Source organism: Methylobacterium sp. (assembly GCF_019750675.1).
Classification (GTDB): Bacteria; Pseudomonadota; Alphaproteobacteria; order Rhizobiales; family Beijerinckiaceae; genus Methylobacterium.
This window is the reverse complement of sequence record NZ_JAIEOF010000357.1, coordinates 13,348-39,807: the sequence shown is the minus strand read 5'-3', so window position 1 is coordinate 39,807 and position 26,460 is coordinate 13,348. Positions and strand designations below refer to the sequence as shown.

Sequence of the window (26,460 nt, the reverse complement as noted above, 5' to 3'; positions counted from 1 at the left end):
GCCCCGGACACGCGGGTCGGCCCGGCCGCGCGCGGGGAGCCCGCCCCGTCCGGCGACGGGCCGGCGCCGGGCACCTACGCCCTGGACCGCTACCGCGAGCAGGATGTCTGCCGCATCGAATTGACGGGGGCCCCGGCGCCGGCCCCGGTGCGCATCCTGGATGCCTGCCGCGACAGCGGGCTGGCGGTGTTCGATCCGGTCTCCTGGCGCTTCGACAAGGGGCGCCTGACCCTCGTCGCCCGGCGCGGGCACATGGTCTCCCTGGTGCCCACGGGGGACGGGCGCTGGCGCCGCGACCCCGAGATCGGCACCACCTTCGTGCTGCGCCGGGTGGACGCGCCCTGAACCCCTCGCGCCCCGGATATTCGCCCGCCCTGCCCCTCCCCCCGCGATCCGCGTCCTCGATGCCCCTGACCGTCGCCGCCCTGTACACGTTCGTCGCCCTGCCCGACGCGGAGGCCCTGCGAGCCCCCCTGGAGGCGCTCTGCGCGGAGCTCGGCCTCACCGGCACCCTGCTTCTGGCGCGGGAGGGGCTCAACGGCACGGTGGCGGGCACGCCCGCCGCGATGGACGCCTTCCTGGCCGCACTCCGCACCGGCCCGCTCTTCGGCGGGCGCCTGGGCGGGCTCGACTGCAAGCTCTCGCAGGCCGGGGCGCCGCCGTTCCGGCACCTGAAGGTTCGGGTGAAGCGCGAGATCGTCACCTTCGACGACGGCGTCACCGACGCGACCGCGGCCGGCACCCCCGTGCCGCCGGAGGCCTGGAACGCGCTCCTCGACACGCCGGGCCTTCTCTTGATCGACACCCGCAACGCCTTCGAGGTGGCGCTCGGCAGCTTTCCCGGCGCGGTCGATCCGGGGATCACCCGGTTCAGCGCGTTCCGCACCTACGCCGACGGCCTCGATCCGGCGGCGCACGCCACCGTGGCGATGTTCTGCACCGGCGGCATCCGCTGCGAGAAGGCGGGCGCCTACATGCGCGCACGGGGCTTTAGCGACGTGCGCCACCTCGAGGGCGGCATCCTGCGCTATCTGGAGACGGTGCCGGAGGCCGAGAACCGCTGGGCCGGCGACTGCTTCGTCTTCGACGGCCGCATCGCGCTGGGCCCCGCCCTGGTAGAGCGGCCGGACCACCCGCCGGAGGCCTTGATGTCCGAGCCCCCGATGCCCGAGGTACCGCGATGACCGATCTCTCCGCCCGCATCGACGCCCTGGAGATGCGGCTCACCGAGCAGGACGTGGTGATCGACGATCTCAACGCCACGATCACGGCCCAGTGGCGCCAGATCGACGCCCTGACCCGCCAGATGGCCAAGCTCGTGGAGGAGGTGGAGCAGGCCTCCCACCGCCCGGCCTCGGGCGCCCCGGAACCGCCGCCGCCGCATTATTGAGCGGGCCTGTAATCGTACCTCTTGCGTCAATTCACTCAGCAGGAAATCAGCAACGATGCGGAACTTGGTACTCCTTCCTGTACGGACTCCACCCAGATCCGAGTAGAGCAATGCATTCCTTTCGCTCATGAGGAGAAACGAGCCCGCCTCCCTGTATATACCCCAAAAACTTCCATTTCTTGTTATCGGTCTCCTTCTGCTCGTCTCCTTGGACTATACGAGGCCCTGATTTTTTCGTCACATCTATAATGACACTCTCACCCCCTCCGCCAATTCCGACAAGCCAATCTTCGGGCGTCTGGTAGAGAGCAAGATCATCAGCCGGCCCCCAATTGGTCCACAATTCCGCCGATGTCGTTCCGTGCGGAGTATCGACCCGCAGGACGAAAGGCTGTGATTTCAAGAACCCGGCCCAAGTCTGGAAACGAGCAACGGCGTTAGCCATTGGAAGCGTTACGACGGCTTCGGAGGCTGGCCAAACCGATAGGTACAGCCAAGCAAAGAACCATAGTGAAACCACTGGGATAAACAGGGTGGAGAGAGAGCCCATCTTTTTCTTCACGACAAACCTCGTCCCCACGCGGCTCCCGGCGCCAGTCCGTGGTCGGCTCAAGGGCCGCCACATGATCGCGCTTCGATGAGAAGCGAGTCTATATGCGACAGCGGACCTGGCCAGGGGCCGGCGCCCCCGCCTGCTCCGCAGGCACCCTCCCCCGCAGACGGGGGAGAGTCGACCCGCGACTCCGCCCCCGAGCCCCCGACGCTCGCCTGGCTGACGAACTTCGTGGTCAGGTACGCTTCCAGCGCCTCCGAGCCGCCCTCGCTGCCATAGCCGGATTCCTTGACGCCGCCGAAGGGCGTCTCCGGGAAGGCGAGGCCGTGGTGGTTGATGCCGACCATGCCACTCTGGACCCGGGCGGCGACCGCGACGGCCCGGGAGGCCGAGCGGGTATAGGCGTAGGCGGCCAGACCGTAGGGGAGCCGGTTGGCCTCGGCATAGGCGGCCTCGTCGTCGGAGAAGCGCTGGATCAGCGCCACCGGACCGAAGGGCTCCTCGTTCATGATCCGGGCGGTGACGGGCACGTCGCAGAGCACGGTCGGCTCGAAGAAATTGCCACGGTTGCCGATGCGCTTGCCGCCGGTGCGCAGGTCGGCCCCCTGCGCCACGGCGTCGGCGCAGAGGGTCTCCATCGCCTCCAGCCGGCGGGCATGGATGAGCGGGCCCATGGTGGTCTCGGGGTCGAGCCCGTCGCCGACCTTTCGCCCCTCGGCGAAGGCCACGAAGCCATCGCGAAAACGGTCGTAGACGGCCTCGTGCACCAGCATCCGGGTCGGGGCGACGCAGACCTGGCCGGCATTGCGGAACTTGTTGGCGCCGAGCACCGCCACGGCGGTGTCCACGTCCGCATCCTCGAACACGATCGCGGGGGCGTGGCCGCCGAGCTCCATCGTCGCCCGCTTCATGTGCCGCCCGGCGAGCGCCGCGAGTTCCTTGCCCACCGGGGTCGAGCCCGTGAACGACATCTTGGCGATGACGGGGTGCGGGATGAGGTAGCCCGAGATCGCGGCCGGATCGCCGAAGACCAGGGAGAGCACGTCGCCGGGCACGCCGGCATCGAGGAAGGCGCGGATCATCGCCGCGCAGCTTGCCGGGGTGTCCTCGGGGCCCTTCAGGATCACCGAGCAGCCGGCGCAGAGGGCCGCCGCCACCTTGCGCACCGCCTGGTTGATGGGGAAGTTCCAGGGCGTGAACGCCGCCACGGGGCCGATCGGCTCGCGCAGCACCATCTGGACGACCCCGTCGGCGCGGGCCGGGATGATCCGGCCATAGGCGCGCCGGCCCTCCTCCGCGAACCAGTCGGTGACGTCGGCCCCGGCCAGGATCTCCACCCGCGCCTCGGCGAGCGGCTTGCCCTGCTCCAGGGTCATGAGGCGCGCGATGTCCTCCACCCGCGCGCGCAGGAGGTCGGCGGCCCGGCGCAGCACTTTGGAGCGCTCGTAGGCCGAGACCGTGCGCCAGGCGGCGAAGCCCCGCTCGGCCGCCGCGAGGGCCCGGTCGAGATCGGCCCGCGTCGCCACCGCCAGGGTACCGAGGGTCTCGCCGGTGGCCGGGTTGAGCACCGGCAGGGTCTCCGAGCCGGACCCATCGGTCCAGGTCCCGGCGATGTGCAGCGTCACGTTCGGATACGTCATCGGCGGCTCCCGCATGGCCAAATCCCGCATGGGAATGGGGCCGGGTTGTCCGCCCTTCGCGCGCGGCCCGCAACCCTTATCCGGGATACGGGCGTCGTCAGGTCAGGCGGCGAGGCGCTCGGCCACCGCCTCGGGGCCCGTGACGATGACCGGGCCGCCGCGGCGGGCCTGGAGGGTGCCGCTCTTGGGCACGACCTTCCAGCCGTCGCGGCAGCCGTCGATCGGCTCGGAGACCACGACGAGGCCGGTCTCGGTCTCGCGGTAGTACAGGCTCGGGGGCGAGCCGTCGCAGGCCCACCGATAGGCCGTCAGCGTCTCGCCATCGGTGACGACGGCGGTGAAGCGCAGGGGCTCGGTGGCCTCGGCCACCCGCATCAGGTCGCGCACGGTGGCGAGCGTCCGCGCCATGGCGCCGACCGGGTCCTCCGCGAGGCCATTGGCCAGCGCCAGGAGAAAGATCGCCTCGGAATCGGTTGTGCCCCGCCGGACGTCGTAAAGAGCGTCCGGGATCAGCGCCTCGAGGCGCCGCTTGATGCGGTGATAGCCGCCGATCTGGCCATTGTGCATGAACAGGTGCCGGCCGTGGGCGAAGGGGTGGCAGTTCGCCCGGGTGGTGGCGGTGCCCGTGGAGGCCCGCACATGGGCGAAGAACATCCGCGCCCGGACCTGCTGGCAGAGGTTGACGAGGTTCTCGTCCGACCAGGCCGGGCAGACGTCGCGGTACAGGCCCGGATCGACCCGCTCGCCGTACCAGCCGATGCCGAAGCCGTCGCCGTTGGTTTCCGTCTTCGCCTCGGCCGCGTGGAGCGACTGGTGGACCAACGAGTGCGTCGGTGCGCAGACGAGGTCGGTCAGGAAGACCGGCTCACCGGAATAGGCGAGAAAGCGGCACATGACTGGCAAACACCCCCTGGTCCCAACGACGCCCCGACCGCGCTTCGCCGCCGACGGCGACGCCCGCTTCGCGCACCTTTTCCGACATCGGCGCCGGTGAGGTTCAGGTCATCACGGTGAACGGATCGTTAACGTGACGCCCCGGCTCGACCTCCGACCGGCCAAGCCATGCAAGAGGCGCACCGGGTTGGAAGGCTTCGGGATGCGGCCCCTGTGGAGCGGGTCCGCGCGAGCCCCGGCGACTGAACACAGGACCCCGGCGGGAATGGGGCGCGCCGATGCGGGAACCGCATAGCCGAAACATCAATTGCGACTCTTGCCGGCCGCACCGTGGCGGCGCAGCATCACTGAAAGAGAATCAGCGCGGATCGCGGGACGCAACCCGGCCATCCCAAACCGGCCATCCCTTGCCACCCCGACCTGCGCCGACGCGCGAGGCCGGTCCGCCTCGTTTGCAAAGCCCCACGCGCAAGAGCCCCGCTCGCAAAAACAGACTGCAAGCGCCACGCCCGCAAAGGAGACTTCATGGATCGTTCCCACACCGATTGCCCGATCGCCCTCGTGGTCGAGGACGATGCCGAGGTCCGCAACCTCGCCACCGCCGTCCTCGAGGAGACCGATCTCGACGTGATCGCCTGCGACAGCGCGGAGGCCGCGATCTCGGTGCTCGAGCGCGCGGGCGGCCACGTCGCCCTGCTCTTCGCGGACGTGCGCCTCGGCGCGGGCATGGACGGTATCGCCCTGGCCACGGCGGTCGAGCGCCGCTGGCCCGACGTCAGGGTGGTCCTCACCTCCGGCGGCGACGTGCGCGGGGTCGACGGCCTGCCGGCCCAGGTCGTCTACATGCAGAAGCCCTGGCGCGCCCTCGACGTGCTGGTCCAGGCCGAGCACGCGACGATGGCGGCACGCGCCGCCTGATCCGCAGCGCCTCCTCAGGCCTGTTCGAAATCCCCCGAGCCGTTGTGCAGGCTCGGGAGATGGGCAGGCTCGCGAAGTGGACAGGTCCCGGCCTGCGCCTGGCCGACGCCCGATCACGCCGGCACGCCTGACCGTGCCGTCGCCCCGCGCAGGACATCGGGAGTGGATTTCAAAGCAGAAAAGCCCGGCCGCAAGGCGACCGGGCTGTCCCATCGTGCGTTTTCGACCACCGGAGAGGCGCGCGGCCTCCCCGGACCCGGGGCCTCAGGCGCTGGCAGCGCCGGCGGCGGGCGGCACGGACGGGGCCGACGGAGCGAAGGGCGAACCGCCCGGACGACGCGGCGCACCGGCGCCGAAACGGGGCTTCGGCTTCGGCGCGGCGATCAGGCCCTCGCGGATCGCGGTCTTGCGGGCCTGCTTGCGGGCGCGGCGCACGGCCTCGGCCTTCTCACGTGCCTTGCGGACGGAGGGCTTCTCGTAGGCCTTGCGCTGCTTCATCTCGCGGAAGATGCCCTCGCGCTGCATCTTCTTCTTAAGCACGCGGAGGGCTTGGTCGACGTTGTTGTCGCGAACGAGTACCTGCAACGGTTTCAATCCTCTGAGTCGTAGGTTTGTTGGGCGGCGCCACCCCCGAGTCCCCTCGCCCGAGTCCCCCGACGGAGCCCCGCGACGCGAACTGCAAAACGTCCCGGACCCGGGATTTCACCCGGGCGGGACGTCCGTCAGACGGCCTCGAATCGGCGCAGAAACTGCACTTGGGGCAGGCTCATACACCAACCGCCCGCGAGTTCCAACACACCTCGCACCGGCTGGTGACAATATCGCGCCGTCCGAAATCGGGTCGCCCCGGCCGCACCGGCCGAACCCTGTCCGGCGACCGCGCAGAGTCGAACGCACGGCCGGCGGGCCGGAGCCCCGGCCGAGCCGACCGACCTCAGGCGAGTTATACAACCTCTTGAGATGTCAAGCCGGACAGACAAGGATACGCCACAACTACCTATGGATTTCGAAGAAATACCGCGCCCTTCGATTCGGAGACCCACACAAATCATCCGCTCAAATCGAGGATTTTTAACCTTTCCGGGAATACTTCATTCATCGAGACGACCGCGCGGCACTGCCGGTCGCTCGAATTTCGGCAGAGCGAGCCTCACGGGGCTCCGTCCATGGGGCGTTCGATGTTGGGTTTTCGCAACAAGGTGGCCGCCGAAACGCAAGCCAAGCTTGCTGCCCTGGACAAGTCGCAAGGCATCATCGAGTTCGATCTCGACGGCACGGTGATCACCGCCAACGCGAACTTCCTGGCTGTCATCGGCTACACGCTTCCCGAGATAAAGGGGCGGCACCACAGCCTCTTCGTCGAGCCCGCCGAGCGCGACAGTCCCGACTACGCGGCCTTCTGGGCCGGGCTGCGCCAGGGCTCGTACCAGGCGGCGCAGTACCGGCGACTCGCCAAGGGCGACCGCGAGATCTGGATCGAGGCCTCCTACAATCCGCTCCTCGATCGCAGCGGCAAACCCTACAAGGTGGTGAAGTTCGCCACCGACATCACCCGCCAGAAAGCGGCCGACGCCGACCTCAAGGGCCAGATCGCCGCCCTCGACAAGGCGCAGGCCGTGATCGCGTTCGACCTCGACGGCATCGTACTGGACGCGAACACGAACTTTCTGACGGCGATGGGCTACGCGCGCTCCGAGATCGTGGGCCAGCACCACCGCATGTTCGTGGACCCGGCCGAGCGTGAGAGCGCGGACTACGCGGCCTTCTGGGCCAAGCTGCGCGCGGGCAGCTACCAGGCGGCACAGTACCGGCGCCTCGCCAAGGGCGACCGCGAGATCTGGATCGAGGCGTCCTACAATCCGATCCTGGATGCCAATGGGCGTCCCTACAAGGTGGTGAAGTTCGCCACCGACATCACCGCGCAGGTGACGCTCCTGAACGAGCTGCGCCGACTGATCGCCCGCAATTTCGGCGAGATCGACGGCGCCCTGCTCCACTCCGACGCGCAGGCGCGTGCCGCCAGCGAGGCCGCCGGCAGCACGGCGCACAACGTGCAGACCATGGCGGCCGCCTCCGAGGAATTGGCGGCCTCCGTCGCGGAGATCGCGCAGAGCATGGCGCTGTCGCGCGCAGCCACCGACGCCGCGCAGGGGCAGGTCGAGGCAGCCTCGCGATTCACCCGGACCCTGAGCGAGGCGGCCGCCGCGATGAGCGGCATCGTCGGACTCATCCAGAGCATCGCGGGCCAGATCAACCTTCTGGCGCTCAACGCCACGATCGAATCGGCGCGGGCGGGCGAGGCGGGGCGCGGCTTCGCCGTGGTTGCTCAGGAGGTGAAGAGCCTCGCCAACCAGGCGGCCCGCGCCACCGACCAGATCACGGGTGAGATCGACAACGTCCAGGGCGTCTCGCGACAGGTGGTGGAGGCCCTGGACACCATCCAGGGCTCAGTCGCCCAGATGCGGGACTACGTGACGAGCACGGCCGCCGCGGTGGAGGAGCAGAGCGTGGTCACGCAGGATATGTCGGGCAACATGCAGCACGCGGCGGGCGCGGTGGCGGCGATCTCCCACAGCCTCGGGACGATCACCCGCTCGATCGGAAGCGTGGCGCAGGCCGTCGAGACCACCAAGGACGCCGCCCGCGTGCTGGCCCGCTGACGGCCGCCCTCAGCGGGGGGCCGCCCCCCCGCGCGGCCGTGCCAGATCCGCCAGCAGGCTCGCCGCCACCGTCGCCTTCGAGACCGTCAGCCCGGAGGCGGTGACGGATTCGAGGGTGGCGCGGGCGTGGTCGAGGGCGGCGCCGCGGCTGCGGCTCCAGGCCGCCACCGCCTCGGAGCCGGCCCCCACCGCACCGATGATCTCCGCCGTGAGGTGGCGGTGCGCGGTGGCGATATCGGAGACCGCGCGCTCCAGGGCGATCCGGTCGAAGGTGTCGCCCGTCGCGACCGCCCGGGCGGCGGCGGCGAGATCGGAGAGGTGGAAGTCCCGGTCGAGGGCGAAGTGGGTCGCGGCGATATCGGGGATCGTACCACCCCCGGTCTCGGCGACGCGGACGATGTCGGGCGCCGAGGTCAAGGCCGAGAGGGCGGCGAGGCGCGCGGCCTGCGCGGGCGCCATGCCCAGAGCCGTCAGCTCGGCCTTCCGCGCGGACAGCGCCGCGCTCGCCTCCTCGCCCATCACGGCGGGCAGGACGCCCTGGAGGGCCGCGATGCCCTCGCGGTAGCGCGCGACGATGGGCGCGATGGTCCCCGACAGGTCGAGGTTGCGGATGAACCAGACGATGCGGCCGATCAGCAGGTCCTGGACCTCGGCGTAGAGGGCGATCTGCGCCTGGCCGCCGACAGACCCGGCGAGACCGTCGATGGCCTGGTTCAGCTCCATCAGCCCGTAGGCGTCCCGTGTGATGGCGTAGGCCTTGGCGATGGTGGCGGCATCCGCGCCGGTCTCGTCGACGAGGCGGGTGACCAGGGAAGGGCCGCCCCGGTTGACGATGATGTTGGAGAGCGCGGTGCTGATGATCTCGCGGCGCAGGCGGTGGCCCTTCACCGCGTCGGGGAATTGCTGGCGCAGGGCCGCCGGGAAATAGCGCTGCAGTTCCCGGTCGAAATAGGGATCGTTGGGCACCGCGCTCGCCAGCAGCGCGTCGTAGAGCGCGAGCTTGGCATAGGCCAGGACGACCGCGAATTCGGGCCGGGTCAGCCCTTCGCCCCGCCGCATCCGCTCGGTGATCGCCGCGTCGTCGGGCAGGAGTTCCACCACCCGGTCGAGGCGCCCCTCCGCCTCCAGCGCCTGCATCGTGCGCATGGCGAATCCGGTCTCGGGCAGGCCGCGATGCTGGGCGAGCGACAAGGCGAGGGTCTGGAGCTGGTTGTTGCGCAGGACCAGGGCGGCGACCTCGTCGGTCATCGCCACGAGGAGCGCGTTGCGGGCCGGCCCGTCGAGGCGGCCGTCACGCTCCGGGCCCATCAGGGCGATCTTGATGTTCACTTCGACGTCCGAGGTGTTCACGCCCGCCGAGTTGTCGATGGCGTCGCTGTTCAACCGAACCCCGTTGCGGGCCGCCTCGATGCGCCCGCGCTGGGTCGCCCCGAGATTGGCGCCCTCGCCGATGACCCGGGCGCGCAGCATGGCACCCGTGATGCGCACGGCGTCGTTGGCCCGGTCACCCGCCTCGTCGTCGGATTCGGAGGTGGCCCGGATGTAGGTGCCGATGCCGCCGAACCAGAGCAGATCCACGGGGGCCTTGAGGATCGCCTGCATCAGTTCGGCCGGCGTCGCCTGTGCCTGCTCGACGCCGAGCACCGCCCGGATCTCGGGCGAGAGCGGGATGGTCTTGAGGCTGCGGGCGAAGACGCCGCCGCCGGGCGAGATCAGGGCCGGATCGTAGTCCCGCCAGGAGGAGCGACCGAGGTCGAACAGGCGTCGGCGCTCGGCGAAGCTCGCGGCCGGATCCGGGTCGGGATCGAGGAAGATGTCGCGGTGGTCGAAGGCGGCCACGAGGCGCAGGGTCGCCGAGAGCAGCATGCCGTTGCCGAAGACATCGCCCGACATGTCGCCGACGCCCGCCACCGTGATCGCGTCGCTCTGTGTGTCGATGTCCATCTCCTGGAAGTGGCGCTTGACCGCCTCCCAGGCGCCGCGCGCCGTGATGCCCATGCCCTTGTGGTCGTAGCCCTGGCTACCGCCGGAGGCGAAGGCGTCGCCGAGCCAGTGGCCGCGCTCGGCCGAGAGGGCGTTGGCGATGTCGGAGAAGGTGGCGGTGCCCTTGTCGGCGGCCACCACCAGGTAGGCGTCGTCGGGGTCGTGCCGCACGGTATCGGCCGGGGGGACGATCGCATCGTCCACGATGTTGTCGGTCAGTTCGAGGAGGGTGCGGATGAAGATCCGGTAGCTCTCGGTGCCCTCCTCCATCCAGGCCTGCCGGTCCGAGGCCGGTGGCAGGCGCTTGGGAAAGAAGCCGCCCTTGGCGCCGACGGGGACGATGACGGCATTCTTCACCTGCTGGGCCTTCACGAGGCCGAGCACCTCGGTGCGAAAATCCTCCGGACGGTCGGACCAGCGCAGGCCGCCCCGCGCCACGTAGCCGAAGCGCAGGTGCACACCCTCCACCCGCGGCGAGTACACGAAGATCTCGAAGAACGGGCGCGGCAGCGGCATGCCGGCGACCTTGGCGCAGGCGAACTTGAACGCGATGGTCTCGCGGTCGCCGCCCCCGTCCGCGCGCTGGTAGGCGTTCGTGCGGACGACCGCCTCGATCAGGTTGACGAAGCGGCGCAGGATGCGGTCCTCGTCGAGGCTGGTGACGGCGGCGAGGTCGCTCTCGATGCCGGCGCGGATCTCCGCCTCGCGCGCCGCACGCGCGTCCTCGAGGGCGGGGTCGAAGCGGGCCTGGAACAGGGCCACGAGGGCGCGGGCGAGGCCCGGATGGGCGGCGAGCGTCGCGGCGAGGTAATCCTGGCCGTAGCGGATCCGGAGCTGGCGCAGGTAGCGGCCGAAAGCCCGCAGGATCGCGGCCTCGCGCCAGGTCAGCTCGGCCTCGAGGACCAGGCGGTTGAACCCGTCCGATTCCGCAAAGCCGCCGCCGAGGGCCAGCAGCGCATTCTCGAGCGGGCGTTCCAGGCGGGCGAGGTCGATGCCGGCCCCCGTGGCGCGCTCCAGCAGCATGTCGTGCAGCCAGACCCGGGCGCCCTCGTCGGAGCCGGCGGGCAGGATGCGGTAGGTCCGCTCGTTGACGACGCGGAAGCCGAGGTTCTCCAGCACCGGCACCCGCTCGGACAGGGAGAGCGAGGCCCCCCGCGAAAACACCTTGAGGCGGATCTGCGATTCGAGATCGGTGGCGCGCCGGCCGATATCGGCGGCGCGGGGGCGCGCGGGGCTCAGGCGCTCCAGGGTGGCGATGTCGGCGAGGGCCACGCGGGGGGTGAAGCTCTCGCGATAGGCCGCCGAGAAGGCCTCGCCGTAGCGGGCGGCGAGCGCCCGGGCCTGGGGACCGTCCAGGGTCTCGGCGAGCGCGAGACGCAGGTCGTCGCCCCAGGTCCGCACCAGGGCGGCGATGCCGGATTCGAGTGCGGCGGGGTCGCGCTCGGGGGCGCCGGCCTCGGGAAGGCCGATGATGAAGTGCGTGCGGGCGAGCGGTCCTTCCGGGAAGTACGGATAGGCGGCGGAGACGCGCCCGCCATACTCGGCGGCGAGATACGCGCCGATCCGCGCCCGGACGGTAGAATCGTAGCGCTCCTTCGGCACGTAGACGAGGAGCGAGACGAAGCGGCCGAAGCGGTCGGGCCGCTGGAGCACGCGCAGGCGCGGCCGGTCGGCGAGGTGCGCGATGGCCAGGCTGAAGCGGTAGAGCCGGTCGCCGTCGATCTGGAACAGGTCGTCGCGGGGATAGGTCTCCAGCACGTTGAGGAGGCCGCGCCCGGCATGGCTGGTCGGGTCGAGGCCGGCCCGCGCCGCCACCCGCGCGACCTTCTCGCGAAGATACGGGATTTCGCGGGTCGGCAGGGTGTAGGCGCTTGCCGTGAACAGCCCGACGATGACGACCTCGCCGCTGAGCGCGCCCTCTGGGGAGAACAGCTTGCAGGCGATGTAGTCGAGATAGGCGGAGCGGTGGACCCGCGACCGCACGCTGGCCTTGGTGATGATGAGCGCCTGCGGCCCGTCCAGGAAGGCGCGGATCTCGGGCGTGATGTCGACGAGGGCGCCGCCGCGCCGCAGCACCGCCGCGCCGGGATCGCGCAGCAGGCCGAGGCCGGAGCCCTCCACCAGGGTGGGCTCGGCGGGAGCGTCCGCGTGGCCCGCGAGCCCGTGCTCGCGCAGGCCCAGCAGGGTGAAGTGCCCCGCGCCGAGCCAGTCGAGGAAGGCCCGCGCCTCCGCCACCTCGCCCTCGGGAAGGGGCGGCGGGGCGCTGGCGTAGCCTGCCGCGAGCCGGGCGAGGCGGCCGGCCATCGCCTCGTGATCGTCGGTAGCGAGCGCCACGTCCCGGAAGACCCCCGTCAGGCCGTCGATCAGCCGGGTGCGGGCCGCCTCCGCATCGAGGCGGTCGAGGTGGATGTGGATGAAGCTCTCGCGGGCCAGCGCCGCGTTGGTGTCGGCGGTGGTCTCGCCCACGACGCGCACGAGGCTCCCCGCGGCGTCCCGTTCGACACCCAGGATGGGGTGGGCAACGAGGTGCGGTGTCAGCCCCAGCTCGGTCAGTTCGGCCAGGCAGGAATCGAGGAGGAAGGGCCGGTTGTCGTTGACGATCTCGACGATGGTGAGGTCGCGCGGCCGCCCCTCGCGTTCGACGGTGCGGTCGCTCACGGCGATGCCGGAGGCGGCGCCCGCCGACCGGGGCTCGGCGAGGTGCGCGCGGGCCGCCAGGGCGAGGTCCGCCAGGGCCTGTGGGGTGTAGGGGGCCAGATCCTCGGGGGGCACGCGCCCGAACAGATCGGCGACGAAGCCGCCCGGGCCGCCCATGGCCTCGACCCGATCGGCCGCGGCCCCCAGCAGATCCTTGCGGGCACCCTGCGCCTCGGGGCTGGAGAGAGCGGCGTTCCGTTCCAGGGCCATGCGATGCTGTCCTCGCTGCGATCGGCCCGGCATGAGCGATCATCCCGGGCGGGCTGTGGCAGGCCGTCTCCGCCGAAGCGGACGCGGACCTCTCCGCCCGGCCGCACTTGAGCACCGGCGCTCACGGGTTTCCATCGATCCCGCGACGGAACGGCCCCGGACGGCGACGACCCGCCGCGTGTGTCAGGCTTTTCGGCCCCCTCGCGCCCCGAACGGGAGCGACGGGCGGGCCGCGGGTGTCGCCAGCGCGGATACCGTCCGATCGGCGCGCCGCGGCGAATCAGTCGCGTGCGGTCAAACCCGTTCGGATCTGGCGGCGGTGAGCGACGCCGGGCATCGGACGCGGGGGAAGCGATTCCGACACTTTTGAGGTCGACGGAATACCGACATCCATCCAACAGAAGGGCGGCGCAAACAATCGCGGGCACGCGAGCCATGATCGATCGCATCGGCATCACGAATTTTTGAAGTCGACTTGCGATTGAAAAGTACTGCGCTGGTTTCCCAACTGTAGCTTGACCGGAAGGGGACCCCGGCGGCGCGGAAGATGTCACCGGGCGCGAACGCAGGGCGGCCTGTGTTCGAACCCGTTCGATGCTCGTTCACTCGGCCCCGGCGAGGTAGATGCAATCTCGTCACAAGCCCTCGGGAGACATCCAAGCAGTCGGATTTGCACTCGTGCGCAGTCTTCCCAGCTATGTCCGAGCATCGTTTCGATTGATGTGTTGCGTTTTCCGTACGCCACGTTTCACGAGATGCATGCAAAACTAAAAATTGAAGACTCTCACGATTGCATACGCGTAGTCGCAGCTATCCGGCCCAGCGGCTTGCCACCAGGTGTTTCAGGCAAAAGCTAGTCTATCTTTCGGCACGACAAAGCTGGAGCGAGACATAGATTTGCTTCATACAAATTGTATTTATAAAAATGAAGCTCGCTCAAGAAAATGAATTTTACCGGAGGCCTTGTTCTGTTATATCACGCTTCCGGGAGTGTAACTCCGAAGCCAAGCCGAACCGGCGTGCTGGTCGAGGGCTCTCACGATCGGCGCGGAGATAAAGAAACCGTGCCATTCGAAAACCCAAGCCCGTCAGAGCATCAATTTTTGGATCGCATCTTTCATTCCCGCTCGGCGACATCCGCGAGCCACATGTTGCGCCTGATCGAGGATCAGGCCCAGATCGGAGTCTGGTCGATCGACCTGAGCGACCTCTCCATGACGATGTCGGACGGCCTCCTGCGCATCGCCGGACTGACCCGTACGGGCGGCACCAACGTCCTGGACCTCGTTCATCCGGCCGATTGCGGCATCCGCGAGGAAATCTTGGCGGCCCCGAACTCGGGCCTGTCGGTCCAGCGCGAGTTGCGCATCGTTCGGCCCGACAGAACCGTACGCTGGATCGAGATCAAGGCGGACGTCGTGCTGGGGAGCAACGGCGTTCCGACCCGTATGGACGGGATCGTCATCGATATCACGAGCCGCCGGGAGGCGGCCCAGGTGATCGACCGGAGCCGGGCGCGCTATCAGGGCCTCGTCCAGGCCATCGTCGCAGTGGTCTGGATCGCGAACGGCGACGGGACCCACTGGTCCTGCCCCGCCTGGTGCGAGCTGACCGGCCAATCAGAGGCGGAATGGCGCCGCGGCGGGTGGATTCACGCGGTCCATCCGGAGGATCAGCCGCGTGCGATGCACGCCTGGACCCAGGCGATCGAACGGAGCGACACCTACGAGGCCAATTACCGCCTGCGCTGCGCGGACGGGAGCTATCGCTGGGTGAACAGCCGCGCCGTGCCCCTGCTCAATTCCGACCGGACCGTGAGCGAGTGGATCGGCCTCATCCTCGACCTCACGAGTTCCGCCGCCGCGGCGGCGCAGCCCGCTGGCGCCCGGCTCGACGATCTGCCCGGCTCCCTGGTGCGCGGGGCGCGGGCGCTGCTGAACTGGTCGATCCCGGAACTGGCGGCGGCGGCCAGGGTCTCGGATTCCAGCGTCAAGCGCCTCGAAGAGAGCGGCGGCGGCGCCCTGCGGCCTCGGACATGCGCCGCGATCCGCACCGCCCTTGAGATCGCCGGAATCACCTTCACGGCCCCTTCCCCCGGCGAGGTCGGCCTCGTGTACCGACCGCCCGCCGAGACCGGGCCGCGAACGGGGAATTCAAACCCGGCCGGGTAGGACCACCCGGCCGGAACACGTCGCGCGGGCCTCAGCGGGCGCCGAGCAGTTCCACGTCGAAGATCAGAGTGGCGTTGGGCGGAATCAAGCCGCCGGCGCCGCGCGCGCCGTAGCCCTGGTCCGGTGGGATGATCAGGGTGCGCTTGCCGCCGATCTTCATCGTGGCCACGCCCGTATCCCAGCCGGCGATGACCTGGCCGGCGCCGAGGGTGAAGGTGAAGGGCGTGCCGCGGTCGCGCGACGAATCGAACTTCTTGCCCGGCTTGCCGCCCTCGTCGAGCCAGCCGGTGTAGTGGACGCTGACCTTCTGGCCGGCCTTCGGCTCGGGGCCGGTGCCCACGACCTCGTCGCGGTACTGCAGGCCCGAAGGCGTGGTGATGGTCTCGGCGGATGCGGATGCGGTCATGGCGAGGATCAAGGCTCCGGTGAGGGCGTAGAACGGACGGCGCATGGGGCTGAAGTCCTGTCTGGCGTGCCGAGGCCGCGCAGTAGCACGGACGGACCGGCGCGTCAGGGCCCGATACTGCGGGCGCCGCCGCCGGGCCGGCGCCGCAACAGGCGCTTGGCCTCGCTGCGGGCCTCCGCCTCCAGCCGGGCGAGGCGCAGGCGTCGCTCCAGGCTGATGAGGCGGCGCACGTCCCCAGGCACCACCACGATCTCGGCCACGGCCTCGCGATCCCGGTAGAGGCTCTCGAGGGGCGAATCGCCCATCGTCGCCGAGTCGAGGCGGCCCGCGAACGCGTCGTCGTGGAGCGCCCTGACGATCTCGGCCTCCAAGAGCAATCCCGGCGCCAGGCTCCGGGCCGCCTCGTCATAGGCCGTCTTCAGGAGGTAGGCGGTCCCGCCCGAGACCAGGGCGAGGCTGATCGCCAGGGCCCGGCCATCGAGGCTCAGGGTGTCGGCGCGGACCCGCACCGGTCCCGGTGCCGGTCCGAACACCGCGCGCGCGAAGGCCGCATGGGCGGGGCGACAGGCCATGGCGCTGCCCGCCTCGCCCTTCCAGCCCGACCCCTCGAGCGCCAGGAAGCGCTCGACCGCCCCGGCGAGGGCCGCACCGTCCGTGGCGGCGGCATAAGTGACGATGCCCCCCTCGGCGAGGCGGCGCTGGCGGCGGCGCAGGTCCTTCAGGCGGCCGCGATGGGGGTGCCCGTCGAGGAAGGCGGCGTGATCGGCGCGCCGATCGAGGACGGGGCGCGCGAAACGCCCGACCTCGCCCCGCGCCCATCCGGCGGCGTCGAGGGCGGCGCAAAGATCGCGGCCGAGGGGCGCATCGACGGCGAGCAGCGGCCAGCGCCAGGGCCGCCCGTCCGACGCCGCCCGCAGGCCCGCCACCAGGGCCGCGAGGACGGCCGGTCGCTCGGGCCCCGCCGCCACCAGGGGCGCCGTCGCGGTGACGAAGGGCGAGACGAACGGCAGCGCCAGGGGCCTGCCGAGGCCGCAGATGTCGTAGGACAGGCGAAAGGGCAGCAGCGCCTCCAGCCCGCGACTGCCGCGCACCACGAGGACCCGCAGATCGGGGCTCGCGAGGCCACTCGCCACATGCGCCTGCATCACGTGCCGGCCGTAATAGGGATGGGCGTCCCCTGCCCGCGCCGTGAGGTCGTCCCAGGCCTGCGCCTCCGCTCCGAGCGCGCCGAGGGTTGTGACGGCGTGGGCCAAGTCCGGGATGGCCCCGCCCGGCGCGCGGGCGCGTGCGGCGATCATCGGGCGCTCCGTCCTGACAGGTCCGGCCAGACCGGCGTCGACAATCCGTGCACGGCGCGGGCGGCCAGCGCCATGGCGCCGGCTCGCAGGGTGGTGGCGAGCGCCATCGCGAGCGCGGCGCCCGACACGCCGAGGATCGGCACGAGGACGAGGCAGAGGCCGCCTGCCAGGGCCAGCATCCCCACGGTGACGAGGGCGGCGAGCCGTTCGCCCCCCAACATGTTGAGGAGGTCTTCGCCCGGCCCGAACAGGCCGGCCGCGACGCTGCCGGCGACCAGCACGGCGAGGATCGGCAGGCTCGCCCGGAATTCCGGGCCGAACAGCCCGAGGAGCAGGGGCGCGGCGGCCAGCACCGCGGCGCCGACGAGGATCGTGGCGGCGAGAGCCAGGCGTGCCTGCATCCGCACCAGGGTGGCGAGGCCGGCCCGGTCCCCGGCCGCGTGGGCGGCGGTGAAGCGCTGGGCCGTGGCGGCGGTGGCGGCGAAATGCACGAAGACCACGAATTGCTGGATCCGGGTGGCGGCGAAGTAGAGCCCCACCGTGGCCGGCGGCGCCAGGAGGCTCAGCACCACCACGTCGACGACGTTGAAGCCGGCGCTGGCGAGATCCCCGGCGGCGATGGGCAGGCAGGCGCGAAACCAGCGCCGCCAGGCGTAGCGGCGCGGGCCGGCGGGCAGGCTCCGGCGCAGCCGCAGCATCAGGCTGCCTACCTGGACGCCCACGGCGATGCCGGTGGCCACGAGGGTGCACAGGACGGCGATGCGCGCCTCCGCCGGAGCGCCGAGGCCGACCGCGAGCAGCATGGCGGCCATGATCAGGCCCTGGCGCAGCAGGTAGGGCGGCGCGATGGCGAGGACCGCCCAGTTCTGGCTGCGGGCGATGCCCTCGCAGTAATCCTGCAGGGCGAAGAGCGGAAGCACGAGGGCGGCCACGAGGAGCGGGGCCGCGTAGGGCCCGGCCAGCAGCGAGCCCTCGACCCAGACCAGCGCGAGCCCCCCGGCGGCGACGGCGACGGCGCAGGCCAGGGTGACGGCGAGCCCGCCGACGAGGTAGGCCCGCACGGAAGCGAGATCGCCCCGTGCCTGGTCCGCCGGCAGGAACCGGCAGGCGCCCTGCGAGAGGCCGAGGGTGGCCGAATGCCCGAGGATCGCGATCCAGACCCAGATGGCGGCGAAGATGCCGTACTCGGTGCCGCCCATCAGGCGCGCCATCAGCACCTGCGCGACGTAGGCGAAGCCCGCGGCCGCGATGCGGATGGCGAAGACGTCGATGGCCGCTCCGGCGGCGCCGCCGCGCAGGCGGCCGAGACCGCCCCAGCGGCCGCCGACCCCGATCCTGTCCGTCGCGATGCCCAACGCGATGCCCCCCAACCCCGCATCGGCCATAGCCGGCCCGGCGTTGCGGGCCGGTTAAGCGGCGGGGTTAAGGCTTTGGGTGGGCCTCCACTCGAACTCGCGGCCGTTCAATCCCCCGGCGACACCGGCGGCGGCGTGCCCCTGACGCCAGCCGAGTCCTTCACCCCGGGCGAGTCCTTCGGGGGCGCCAGGGTCAGGGCGGGGCGCCCGGCGCTGCCCGTGGAGACCGGGTCGGGCTGAAGGAGCGAGAGGGTGATGGCGCGGGTGACGTGCTCGGCCATGCAGCGCAGGCCGAGGTCGTTGAGGCGGAACTGTGTGCCGAGGAGGTGCCCCTCGCCCTTGTCGTTGCGCAGCGCCAGGTAGCGCATGGCCTCGTAGCGCTGCACCAGGGGCACGCCCTCGCGCCGGGCGACCTCCTGAACCTTGCCCACGAGGCTGGTGTAATAGGCGTCCTGGGCGAGGCTGGCGGTGTAGACCGGGCTGACCAGCACGACGTCGATCGCGTGGCCCTTGATCCACTGCACGGTCTCGTCGAGGGCGCTCTCGAAGGCGTCGAGGTCGACGCGCGCCAGGGCATCGTGCGAGCCGACCTGCCAGATCACGAGGTCGGGCTCCAGTTCCGCCACCATGCTGCGCAGGCGCTCGCCGGCGCCGGAGGCGATCTCACCCTGGAGGCCCCGGCTCTCCACCACCACGTCGACGTCGGGCAGCGAGCGCTCCAGCGCCGTCTCCAGCTTCACCGGATAGGTGGCCGAGGCTCCGAGCCCCATGGTGGAGGCGCCGATGGCCAGGACCCGGACCGGATGCTTCTCCTTGAGGGCGGCCTTCACGGCGCCGAGGCGGGCCAGGGTGTAGAGCTTCGAGCCCGGAACCCGGCATTCCGGCGACAGGGTGACGTCGACCGCCTCCCCGTCGACGCCCGCGCCCGCCGACGCGACGTTGGGCGGCGAGACCACGGTGGGGGACGCCGGAACCGGCGCCGCCGGGCCGGGCCGGGGCATGAAGTCCTCCGGCCCCGGGGGCTGCGGTTGGGCCGCCGGCGCCTGCGCCGAGACCACACTGCCGCCCGCCATGCCGGCCAGACTCAAGCTCAGGGCGACGAGAGCCGCGGCTTTCGGGAGCGCCATTCGACGAACCATGCGGTGAAACCCAGTGCGAACAGGCCGAACCCTACGACGAAAACGTCGACGACGACACCGCCGCCGGTCCAGAACCTCACAAGTTGCGCGGCGAGACTGAGCAGCGAACCGATGGAGAAGACAGCCAGGGAGTTGCGCCCGAGACTGGCGAGGAAGGTCGCGACCCAGCCCAGGCGCGGTGCGATGACCGCGTAGAGGGTCTGGAAGGCGAGAAGCACGCCGAGGAAGTGGATCACGCGCGCCGGCGAGAGGTAGGTCTTGTCGAAGGTGAAGACGAGGCGCGGGTCGGGCACGAGGAGCGGATCGGGCCGCAGTTCGAGCACCGACAGGACGATGCCGGTGAGGACGATCAGCACGCCTACGGGCACGAGGCGGGGGGCCGAGCGCTTCAGCCAGGGGGAGGTCCGGCTCCAGTCCTGCGCCGTGAAGCCCATGACGAGGAGGAGTTGCCAGCAGAACGGGTCGAAGAACCAGTCCCCCTCCCCCGGCCAGGAGGGCAGGTTCCACTCGAAGACCAGGCTCGCCGCGTAGAGCCCGAAGGACAGGGCCAGGGCGGCGACCCGGCTCACGCGCCCGATCAGCACGAAGACCGGCGCGATCCCGAGCAGCACCACGTAGAGGGGCAGGATGTTGAAGAAGCCGAGCTGGTGGGTGAGCATCACGAAGCCCACCATGGTCTGGATCGGGTCGGCGAAGAAGCCGCCGGCATTGTGCCATTCGAGCAGCAGGGGATTGTCGAGCACCAGGGCGGTGCCGGCGATCATGGCCAGCGCCAGCGCCATCGTGGTGATCTGCGCGCGGTAGACCTCGATGGTGCGGGACAGGAGGCGCAGCACGGTCCGCAGGCGCGGCTCGGGCCTGCCGTCGCGCTCGCGCGTGGCGATGCCGATCGACCAGCCGGCCAGGAACACGAACAGCTCGGCCGCGTCCGAGATACCGTACTGCGAGTAGGTGTAGCGCTCGAAGGTGTTGCCGGGGATGTGGTTCACGAAGATCGTGACGAGGGCGAGCCCACGCCAGAAATCGACCGCGTTCGGTTCGCGCATCGGAAATCCGCACTCCGGCACTTCGAAGGGACAGGGGTCGAGCGGGCTTTGAGGACGCGGCCGCGCGGCGAGGCCCGGCCCTGATACGGTGCGCGCAGCCGATCTGCAAAGGCCGGGCGGGCCGGGGCGTGCGATTTGGCCCCCGTCCGATCCGGGTGCCCGGCCGGCCGGGGGTTCCGGGGGAACGCGAGATCCCGTAAGGCTCCGCGGCGTTGCGGCCTCCGCGCGGGGGCCCTCCGACCGGCGATCGCACGGGCATGTGGCAAAAATGCCGAGGACGCCGCGCGGTGGCGCGAATAAGGTGAGCAGCGTTTTCCAGGATGCGGACGCCCATGCAAACTCCCGTCGCAGGCGACGCAGCGCCGATCCCGACCGGGGTGGTCGGCCTCGATGAGATTCTCAACGGCGGCTACGCGGCCCAGCGCGCCCACCTGATCGAGGGACGCCCCGGCAGCGGCAAGACCACGCTCGGACTGCAGTTTCTCCTCGACGGCCTGCGGCGCGGCGAGCGCGGCCTCTACATCACCCTGTCGGAGAGCCGGCGCGAGCTGCACTCCGTGGCGGAGCGCCACGGCTGGTCCCTCGACGGTCTCGAGATCTACGAACTGGTGCCCCCGGAGCTCAGCCTCGATTCCGAGCAGCAGCAGAGCCTGATCCACTCCTCCGACCTCGAACTCGGCGAGACGGTGCGGATGGCGCTGGCCGAGATCGAGCGCGTGAGCCCGGTGCGGGTGGTGTTCGACAGCCTGTCGGAGATCCGCCTGCTCTCGCAGGGCTCCCTGCGCTACCGACGGCAGGTGCTGGCGCTCAAGAGCTACTTCCTCCTCAACAACGCCACCGTGCTGATGCTCGACGACCTCAGCTCGGAGGACGACGACCTCAACCTGCACTCCATCAGCCACGCGGTGCTGCGCCTGGAGCAGATCACCCCGACCTACGGGGCGGGACGCCGGCGGCTCCACGTCATCAAGATGCGCGGCACGCCCTACGCGAGCGGCTACCACGATTTCGTGCTCCGGCGCGGCGGGGTCCGCATCTTCCCGCGTCTGGTGGCGGCCGACCACCACACCGCGTTCGTGCCCGAGACCATCGCCTGCGGCGTTCCCGAACTCGACAAGGCCCTGGGGGGCGGCCTCGACCGGGGCACCACCAGCCTCATCATCGGCCCCTCGGGCGCCGGCAAGTCCACCCTGGCGCTGGGCTACCTCGTGGCCGCCCTGGAGCGGGGCGAGCCCGGGCTGGTCATCAGCTTCGACGAGACCCTCGGCATCCTGCGGCGGCGGGCCGCCGGAATCGGCCTCCCGATCGACGCGCATATCGAAGCGGGCCGCCTGCGCGTCGAGCAGATGGACCCGGCCGACGTCTCGGCAGGGGATTTCGCGGGGCGCATCCGCGACGCCGTCGAGACCGACGGGGCCCGCGTCGTGGTGATCGACAGCCTCACCGGCTACATGAGCGCCATGAGCGGGCAGCCGCACCTCGTGCTGCAGATGCACGAGATGACGACCTACCTGAATCAGCAGGGCGTGGTGACGATCCTGGTGCTGGCCCAGCACGGGATGGTGGGCCGGATGGAGGCCCCGGTCGACCTGACCTACGTCAGCGACACGGTGATCATGCTGCGCTTCTTCGAGGCGGCCGGGCGGGTGCGACGCGCCCTCTCGGTGCTCAAGAAGCGCACTGGCATCCACGAGGACACGATCCGCGAGTTCCGCATCGACGCCCAGGGCCTGCGGGTCGGGGCGGTCCTCGAGAACTTCCGCGGCGTGCTCACCGGCGTGCCGACCTTCGAAGGCAATCGCGCCGATCTCCTCGACGACCGGCCATCAGAGGCCGCGCGGATCACCGCCAGCGAACCCGGCTCCCATGGCGCAGCCTGATCCCGTCGCGCTGATCCTCGCGCCGGGGGGACGGGACGCGCGGGTCGCCGCCGCGATCCTGGCCGAGGTCGGCATCGCATCGCGGATCCGCGAGAGCCTGGCCGATCTCGTGGCCGACCTCGACGCGGCGGCCTGCGCGGTGATCACCGAGGAGGCCCTACTGCGCTCCGACCGGCGGGCCCTCGCCGAATGGTCCGAACGGCAGCCGCCCTGGTCGGATTTTCCCTTTATCCTGCTCAACCACCGGGGCGCCTCGCCGGACGAGCGCCTGACCGGACTGCTCGGCAACGTCACCCTGCTGGAGCGGCCGTTCCACCCCGCCGTGCTCGCCAACGCCGTGCGCTCGGCCCTGCGCGCACGGCGCCGGCAATGGGAAGTGCTGGCCCATCTCGAGGAGCGGCAGAAGACCCACGAGCGCCAGGCGCTGCTGATTCGCGAGCTGCACCACCGTGTGAAGAACACCCTCGCCACGGTGCAGGGGCTTCTGGGGGCCACCGCCCGCTCCACCCGGGACGTCGAGACGTTCTACCAGTCGTTCTCGAACCGCATCGTCTCGCTGGGCAAGACCCACACCCTGCTCACCGAGGATTACTGGCAGACCGCGCCCTTGCACGAACTGCTGGAGAACGAACTCAGGCCCTACAACGACGCCGACGGCGCCCGGGTCCAGCTCGACGGCCCTCCGATCGAGCTTGCGGCCGACCTCGCGGTGCCCACCGGCATGGCGTTCCACGAACTGACCACCAACGCCGCCAAGCACGGCGCGCTCTCGCAGCCGGGCGGGCGCATCACCGTGGCCTGGGACGTCACGGCCGGTGATTCGGGCCGGCGCCTCAGCCTCGACTGGCGGGAATCCGGCGGACCGCCCGTGACGGCGCCCCAGCGCAAGGGCTTCGGCTCGACCCTGCTGCAGCGGGTGCTGGCGCAGCAATGCAACGCCACCGTCACGATCGACTACGCGCCCACCGGCCTGCACTTCCACATGGAGGCGCCGCTGCCGGAGGAGCGCCTGGTGCCGAGCTACTGAGGGTGCGGGCGCGGCGATCCCGGTCGCCGCGCCCGGCCGCGCCTCAATCCAGGTAGTCGCCGTACTTCTCGACGTGGCGGGCGAGGCCGAGACCGTGCTCGCGCACGAGGCGCTCGGCCCGCTCCGCGTCGCGCGCTTCCAGGGCTTGGATGATCTCGACGTGTTCCTTGATCGAGTTCGCGGCGCGATCGCCCTGGCGCAGGGCGGTGTTGCGGATGCCGCGGACATGCATCAGCAGGTTGCTGGTGATGTCCTGGATCACCTCGCAGCCGCCGAGCGCGATGATCTTCTGGTGGAAGCGGATGTTGGCGTCGGAATACTCGTCCATGTGGTCGGTCGGGCGGCCCTCGTAGAATTCGGGGAAGTGCTCGCGCAGGCAGGCGAGCTGCTCGTCCGTAGCATGCAGGCAGGCGAGGCGCGCGGCCATGCTCTCCAGGGCCGACCAAGCCTGGATCATCGCCACGATCTCCTTCTTGGACTTCTTGATCACGAAGACGCCGCGCCGCGCCTCGAAGCGGACGAAGCCCTCCTGCTCCAGCACGGTCAGAGCCTCGCGCACCGGCGTGCGGCTGACGCCGAGATCCTGCGAGAGCTTTCGCTCGTCGAGCCGCACCTCCTCGCGCTGGCTGTAGATGTTCATGTTGGTGATGGCTTCTTTCAGCGCATCATAGGCCAGTGCCCGCAGGCTCGACGTCGCGGCCAGGGGCTTGATTTGAAAGGTCGTCGACTCAACCATCTTTACACCTGGAACCTTCGTACAAACGCCGACGCCGCGCACATTTGGTCTGGAGCATGCCGAACCCGCTTCCGGAACACAAGGAAACGAAGCCCTCCATCCCGGGACAACATCTGAATAGGGCCCCTGCAACAACAACATAGCTTCGGCCGCGCGCGAAGACGTGATGACACGGGTCTTTACACCCCCGCGCGCGGGCCGCCGGTGCCTGCGGATGGGGCCCGATCCGGTTTGACACTTGGTATTTGGTATGCCACCATTCTCGAACTGGCAACCGCGAAGCCGGAATCGGCAGCAAAACTTCGAACATTAGGTTCCGAGGCGTCGACCTCGGTCAAGCGCAGGACCGCCGAGGGTTCTTCGGCGGCCGGACTTTCGAGGCACTTCGGTCCCTGCCGGGACCCGGGCCGCGCGCTCCGCGCCCCCTCGCTTCGCCAGCGAGCGCGCACGCGAGAATCGACCGAACAAACACGGCCGGACCGTCCGTCCGGCACAGCAAGTCCCCACCCGAGACCCGCTTCAAGAACGGCGCACGAACAAACAAGAAGCGCCCCAACCGGAGGAAATCACCATGGATCGCACCGCTGTCTCCGAACAGTCGCACGCCGCCGTCGAGTCCCTTCCGGGTGGCCACGGCGAGGCCCACGAGCGCGAGCAGACCGACGGCTTCCACCTCGTCATCGACGCGCTGAAGCTCAACGGCATCACCAACATCTACGGCGTGCCCGGCATCCCGATCACCGATCTCGGCCGCCTCGCGCAGGCTGCCGGCATGCGCGTCATCTCCTTCCGCCACGAGCAGCACGCCGGCAACGCCGCCGCCATCGCGGGCTTCCTCACCAAGAAGCCCGGCATCTGCCTGACCGTCTCGGCGCCCGGCTTCCTCAACGGCCTGACGGCGCTGGCCAACGCCACCACCAACTGCTTCCCGATGATCCTGATCTCGGGCTCCTCCGAGCGCGAGATCGTCGACCTGCAGCAGGGCGACTACGAGGAGATGGACCAGCTCGCCATCGCCAAGCCTCTGTGCAAGGCCGCCTTCCGCGTGCTGCACGCCTGCGACATCGGCATCGCGGTGGCGCGCGCGATCCGGGCCGCTGTCTCGGGCCGTCCGGGCGGCGTCTACCTCGATCTGCCCGCCAAGCTGTTCTCCCAGGTGATGGACGCCGAGGCCGGCGAGAAGTCCCTCGTCAAGGTGATCGACGCCGCCCCCGCGCAGCTTCCCGCCCCCAGCGCCATCGCCCGCGCCCTCGACGTGCTGAGACAAGCCAAGCGTCCCCTCATCGTGCTCGGCAAGGGCGCGGCCTACGCCCAGGCCGACGAGGAGATCCGCAACCTCGTCGAACGCAGCGGCATCCCCTACGTGCCCATGAGCATGGCCAAGGGCCTCCTGCCCGACACCCACGCCCAGTCGGCCGGCGCGGCCCGCTCCCTGGTTCTGAAAGAAGCCGACGTCGTCCTGCTGGTGGGTGCCCGCCTGAACTGGCTGCTCTCGCACGGCAAGGGCAAGACCTGGGGCGCGCCGGGCTCCAAGAAGTTCATCCAGATCGACATCGAGCCGAAGGAGATGGATTCCAACGTCGAGATCGTGGCCCCGGTGGTCGGCGACATCGGCTCCTGCGTCACCGCGCTCCTCGACGGCATGGGCCAGGGCTGGCAGGCGCCGCCGGCCGCCTGGACCGACGCGATCAAGGCCAAGAAGGAGGAGAACCTCTCCAAGATGGCCTCGAAGCTGAAGAAGAACTCGACGCCGATGGACTTCCATGGCGCGCTCGGGGCGCTGCGCACCATCATCAAGGAGCGGCCCGACGCGATCCTCGTCAACGAGGGCGCCAACACCCTCGATCTCGCCCGCGGCATCATCGACATGTACCAGCCGCGCAAGCGCCTCGATGTCGGCACCTGGGGCATCATGGGCATCGGCATGGGCTTCGCGGTCGCGGCCGCCGTCGAGACCGGCAAGCCGGTGCTGGCGGTGGAGGGCGACTCGGCCTTCGGCTTCTCCGGCATGGAGGTCGAGACGATCTGCCGGTACGACCTGCCGGTCTGCATCGTGGTCTTCAACAACAACGGCATCTACCGCGGCACCGACATCGACCCGACCGGGCGCGACCCGGGCACCACGGTGTTCGTGAAGGACTCGCGCTACGACAAGATGATGGAGGCTTTCGGCGGTGTCGGCGTCAACGTGACGACCCCGGACGAGCTTTCGCAGGCGGTCAACGCCGCGATGGACTCGGGCAAGCCCACCCTGATCAACGCCGTGATCGACCCGAATGCCGGTACCGAGAGCGGCAATATCGGCAGCCTCAACCCGACCAGCACGGTGCGCAAGAAGCCGGCCTGAACCTCAGCGGATGCCCGGCCCTCCCGAACGCGGGGGTGGCCGGGCACTCCCGCCCTGCCGGACGCGACGGCCGCGCGGGCGGCCGTCGCCCCCTTTCGCCCCAGACCCGG

At 70.3% G+C, this 26,460-nt stretch carries 19 protein-coding genes; 9 read left to right on the top strand and 10 right to left on the bottom strand.

Features of this window, described 5'->3' with window-relative positions; all coding sequences use genetic code 11:
- The 3 genes from K2X24_RS18350 to K2X24_RS18340 all read left to right on the top strand — a co-directional run.
- Positions 1-345: AprI/Inh family metalloprotease inhibitor (locus tag K2X24_RS18350; protein WP_292499838.1), on the top strand; the 345-nt coding region annotated here is incomplete at its 5' end.
- Positions 346-404: 59 nt separating this feature from the next.
- Positions 405-1,184, top strand: coding sequence for a rhodanese-like domain-containing protein (locus tag K2X24_RS18345; protein ID WP_292499836.1), 780 nt, complete (start codon positions 405-407; stop codon positions 1,182-1,184).
- The gene (locus K2X24_RS18340; RefSeq protein WP_056277927.1) at positions 1,181-1,390 is read left to right on the top strand and encodes a SlyX family protein; all 210 of its coding nucleotides are present in this window, start codon (positions 1,181-1,183) and stop codon (positions 1,388-1,390) included. The genes K2X24_RS18345 and K2X24_RS18340 overlap by 4 nt, the downstream gene beginning before the upstream one ends.
- Positions 1,391-1,999: 609 nt before the next feature.
- On the opposite strand, the gene K2X24_RS18335 is transcribed toward K2X24_RS18340, so the two are convergent.
- On the bottom strand, positions 2,000-3,583 hold the full coding sequence (locus K2X24_RS18335; protein WP_292499834.1) for an NAD-dependent succinate-semialdehyde dehydrogenase: 1,584 nt from the start codon (positions 3,581-3,583) through the stop codon (positions 2,000-2,002).
- A 102-nt stretch (positions 3,584-3,685) separates the two neighbouring features.
- Entirely contained in the window at positions 3,686-4,477 is a 792-nt protein-coding gene (locus K2X24_RS18330) for a class II glutamine amidotransferase (protein WP_292499833.1), read from the bottom strand.
- Positions 4,478-5,002: 525 nt separating this feature from the next.
- Between K2X24_RS18330 and K2X24_RS18325 the strand changes: the two genes are divergently transcribed.
- On the top strand, positions 5,003-5,395 hold the full coding sequence (locus tag K2X24_RS18325) for a response regulator (protein ID WP_292499832.1): 393 nt from the start codon (positions 5,003-5,005) through the stop codon (positions 5,393-5,395).
- Positions 5,396-5,659: 264 nt separating this feature from the next.
- On the opposite strand, the gene rpsU is transcribed toward K2X24_RS18325, so the two are convergent.
- Positions 5,660-5,980: a 30S ribosomal protein S21 gene (rpsU, locus tag K2X24_RS18320; protein WP_292499830.1), complete on the bottom strand. Its 321-nt coding sequence runs from the start codon at positions 5,978-5,980 to the stop codon at positions 5,660-5,662.
- 593 nt (positions 5,981-6,573) lie between these two features.
- On the opposite strand from rpsU, the gene K2X24_RS18315 reads away from it, so the two are divergent.
- Positions 6,574-8,055, top strand: coding sequence for a PAS domain-containing methyl-accepting chemotaxis protein (locus tag K2X24_RS18315; RefSeq protein WP_292499829.1), 1,482 nt, complete (start codon positions 6,574-6,576; stop codon positions 8,053-8,055).
- A gap of 9 nt (positions 8,056-8,064) precedes the next feature.
- On the opposite strand, the gene K2X24_RS18310 is transcribed toward K2X24_RS18315, so the two are convergent.
- Positions 8,065-12,945 (bottom strand): NAD-glutamate dehydrogenase, encoded by a 4,881-nt coding sequence (locus K2X24_RS18310; RefSeq protein WP_292499827.1) that lies wholly within the window; start codon positions 12,943-12,945, stop codon positions 8,065-8,067.
- A gap of 1,148 nt (positions 12,946-14,093) precedes the next feature.
- On the opposite strand from K2X24_RS18310, the gene K2X24_RS18305 reads away from it, so the two are divergent.
- Positions 14,094-15,116, top strand: a complete 1,023-nt coding sequence (locus K2X24_RS18305) for a PAS domain-containing protein (RefSeq protein ID WP_292499825.1) — start codon at positions 14,094-14,096, stop codon at positions 15,114-15,116.
- A 31-nt stretch (positions 15,117-15,147) separates the two neighbouring features.
- Here K2X24_RS18305 and K2X24_RS18300 read toward each other — a convergent pair whose 3' ends face one another.
- The 5 genes from K2X24_RS18300 to K2X24_RS18280 all read right to left on the bottom strand — a co-directional run bounded on the left by K2X24_RS18300 (position 15,148) and on the right by K2X24_RS18280 (position 20,360).
- The gene (locus K2X24_RS18300; RefSeq protein ID WP_292499823.1) at positions 15,148-15,567 is read right to left on the bottom strand and encodes an FKBP-type peptidyl-prolyl cis-trans isomerase; all 420 of its coding nucleotides are present in this window, start codon (positions 15,565-15,567) and stop codon (positions 15,148-15,150) included.
- Between the two features lie 59 nt (positions 15,568-15,626).
- A complete protein-coding gene (locus K2X24_RS18295; RefSeq protein WP_292499821.1) occupies positions 15,627-16,820 on the bottom strand; it encodes a GNAT family N-acetyltransferase in 1,194 nt (397 codons plus the stop codon).
- Positions 16,817-18,118 carry a lipopolysaccharide biosynthesis protein gene (locus tag K2X24_RS18290; RefSeq protein WP_292499841.1) on the bottom strand — a complete coding sequence of 434 codons (1,302 nt, stop codon included), beginning with the start codon at positions 18,116-18,118 and terminating at the stop codon, positions 16,817-16,819. Before K2X24_RS18290 ends, K2X24_RS18295 begins: the two co-directional genes overlap by 4 nt.
- 164 nt (positions 18,119-18,282) lie before the next feature.
- Positions 18,283-19,302 (bottom strand): GDSL-type esterase/lipase family protein, encoded by a 1,020-nt coding sequence (locus K2X24_RS18285; protein WP_292499820.1) that lies wholly within the window; start codon positions 19,300-19,302, stop codon positions 18,283-18,285.
- The gene (locus K2X24_RS18280) at positions 19,266-20,360 is read right to left on the bottom strand and encodes an OpgC family protein (protein ID WP_292499817.1); all 1,095 of its coding nucleotides are present in this window, start codon (positions 20,358-20,360) and stop codon (positions 19,266-19,268) included. The genes K2X24_RS18285 and K2X24_RS18280 overlap by 37 nt, the downstream gene beginning before the upstream one ends.
- 332 nt (positions 20,361-20,692) lie before the next feature.
- On the opposite strand from K2X24_RS18280, the gene K2X24_RS18275 reads away from it, so the two are divergent.
- The gene (locus tag K2X24_RS18275) at positions 20,693-22,240 is read left to right on the top strand and encodes an ATPase domain-containing protein (protein WP_292499816.1); all 1,548 of its coding nucleotides are present in this window, start codon (positions 20,693-20,695) and stop codon (positions 22,238-22,240) included.
- The gene (locus K2X24_RS18270) at positions 22,227-23,267 is read left to right on the top strand and encodes a sensor histidine kinase (protein WP_292499814.1); all 1,041 of its coding nucleotides are present in this window, start codon (positions 22,227-22,229) and stop codon (positions 23,265-23,267) included. The genes K2X24_RS18275 and K2X24_RS18270 overlap by 14 nt, the downstream gene beginning before the upstream one ends.
- A gap of 43 nt (positions 23,268-23,310) precedes the next feature.
- Here the strand turns inward: K2X24_RS18270 and K2X24_RS18265 are convergent, their stop codons facing one another.
- Positions 23,311-24,003 (bottom strand): GntR family transcriptional regulator, encoded by a 693-nt coding sequence (locus tag K2X24_RS18265; protein ID WP_292499813.1) that lies wholly within the window; start codon positions 24,001-24,003, stop codon positions 23,311-23,313.
- A gap of 571 nt (positions 24,004-24,574) precedes the next feature.
- Here K2X24_RS18265 and oxc point away from each other — a divergent pair.
- The gene (gene oxc, locus K2X24_RS18260) at positions 24,575-26,350 is read left to right on the top strand and encodes an oxalyl-CoA decarboxylase (protein ID WP_292499811.1); all 1,776 of its coding nucleotides are present in this window, start codon (positions 24,575-24,577) and stop codon (positions 26,348-26,350) included.
- Positions 26,351-26,460 lie beyond the last annotated feature (110 nt).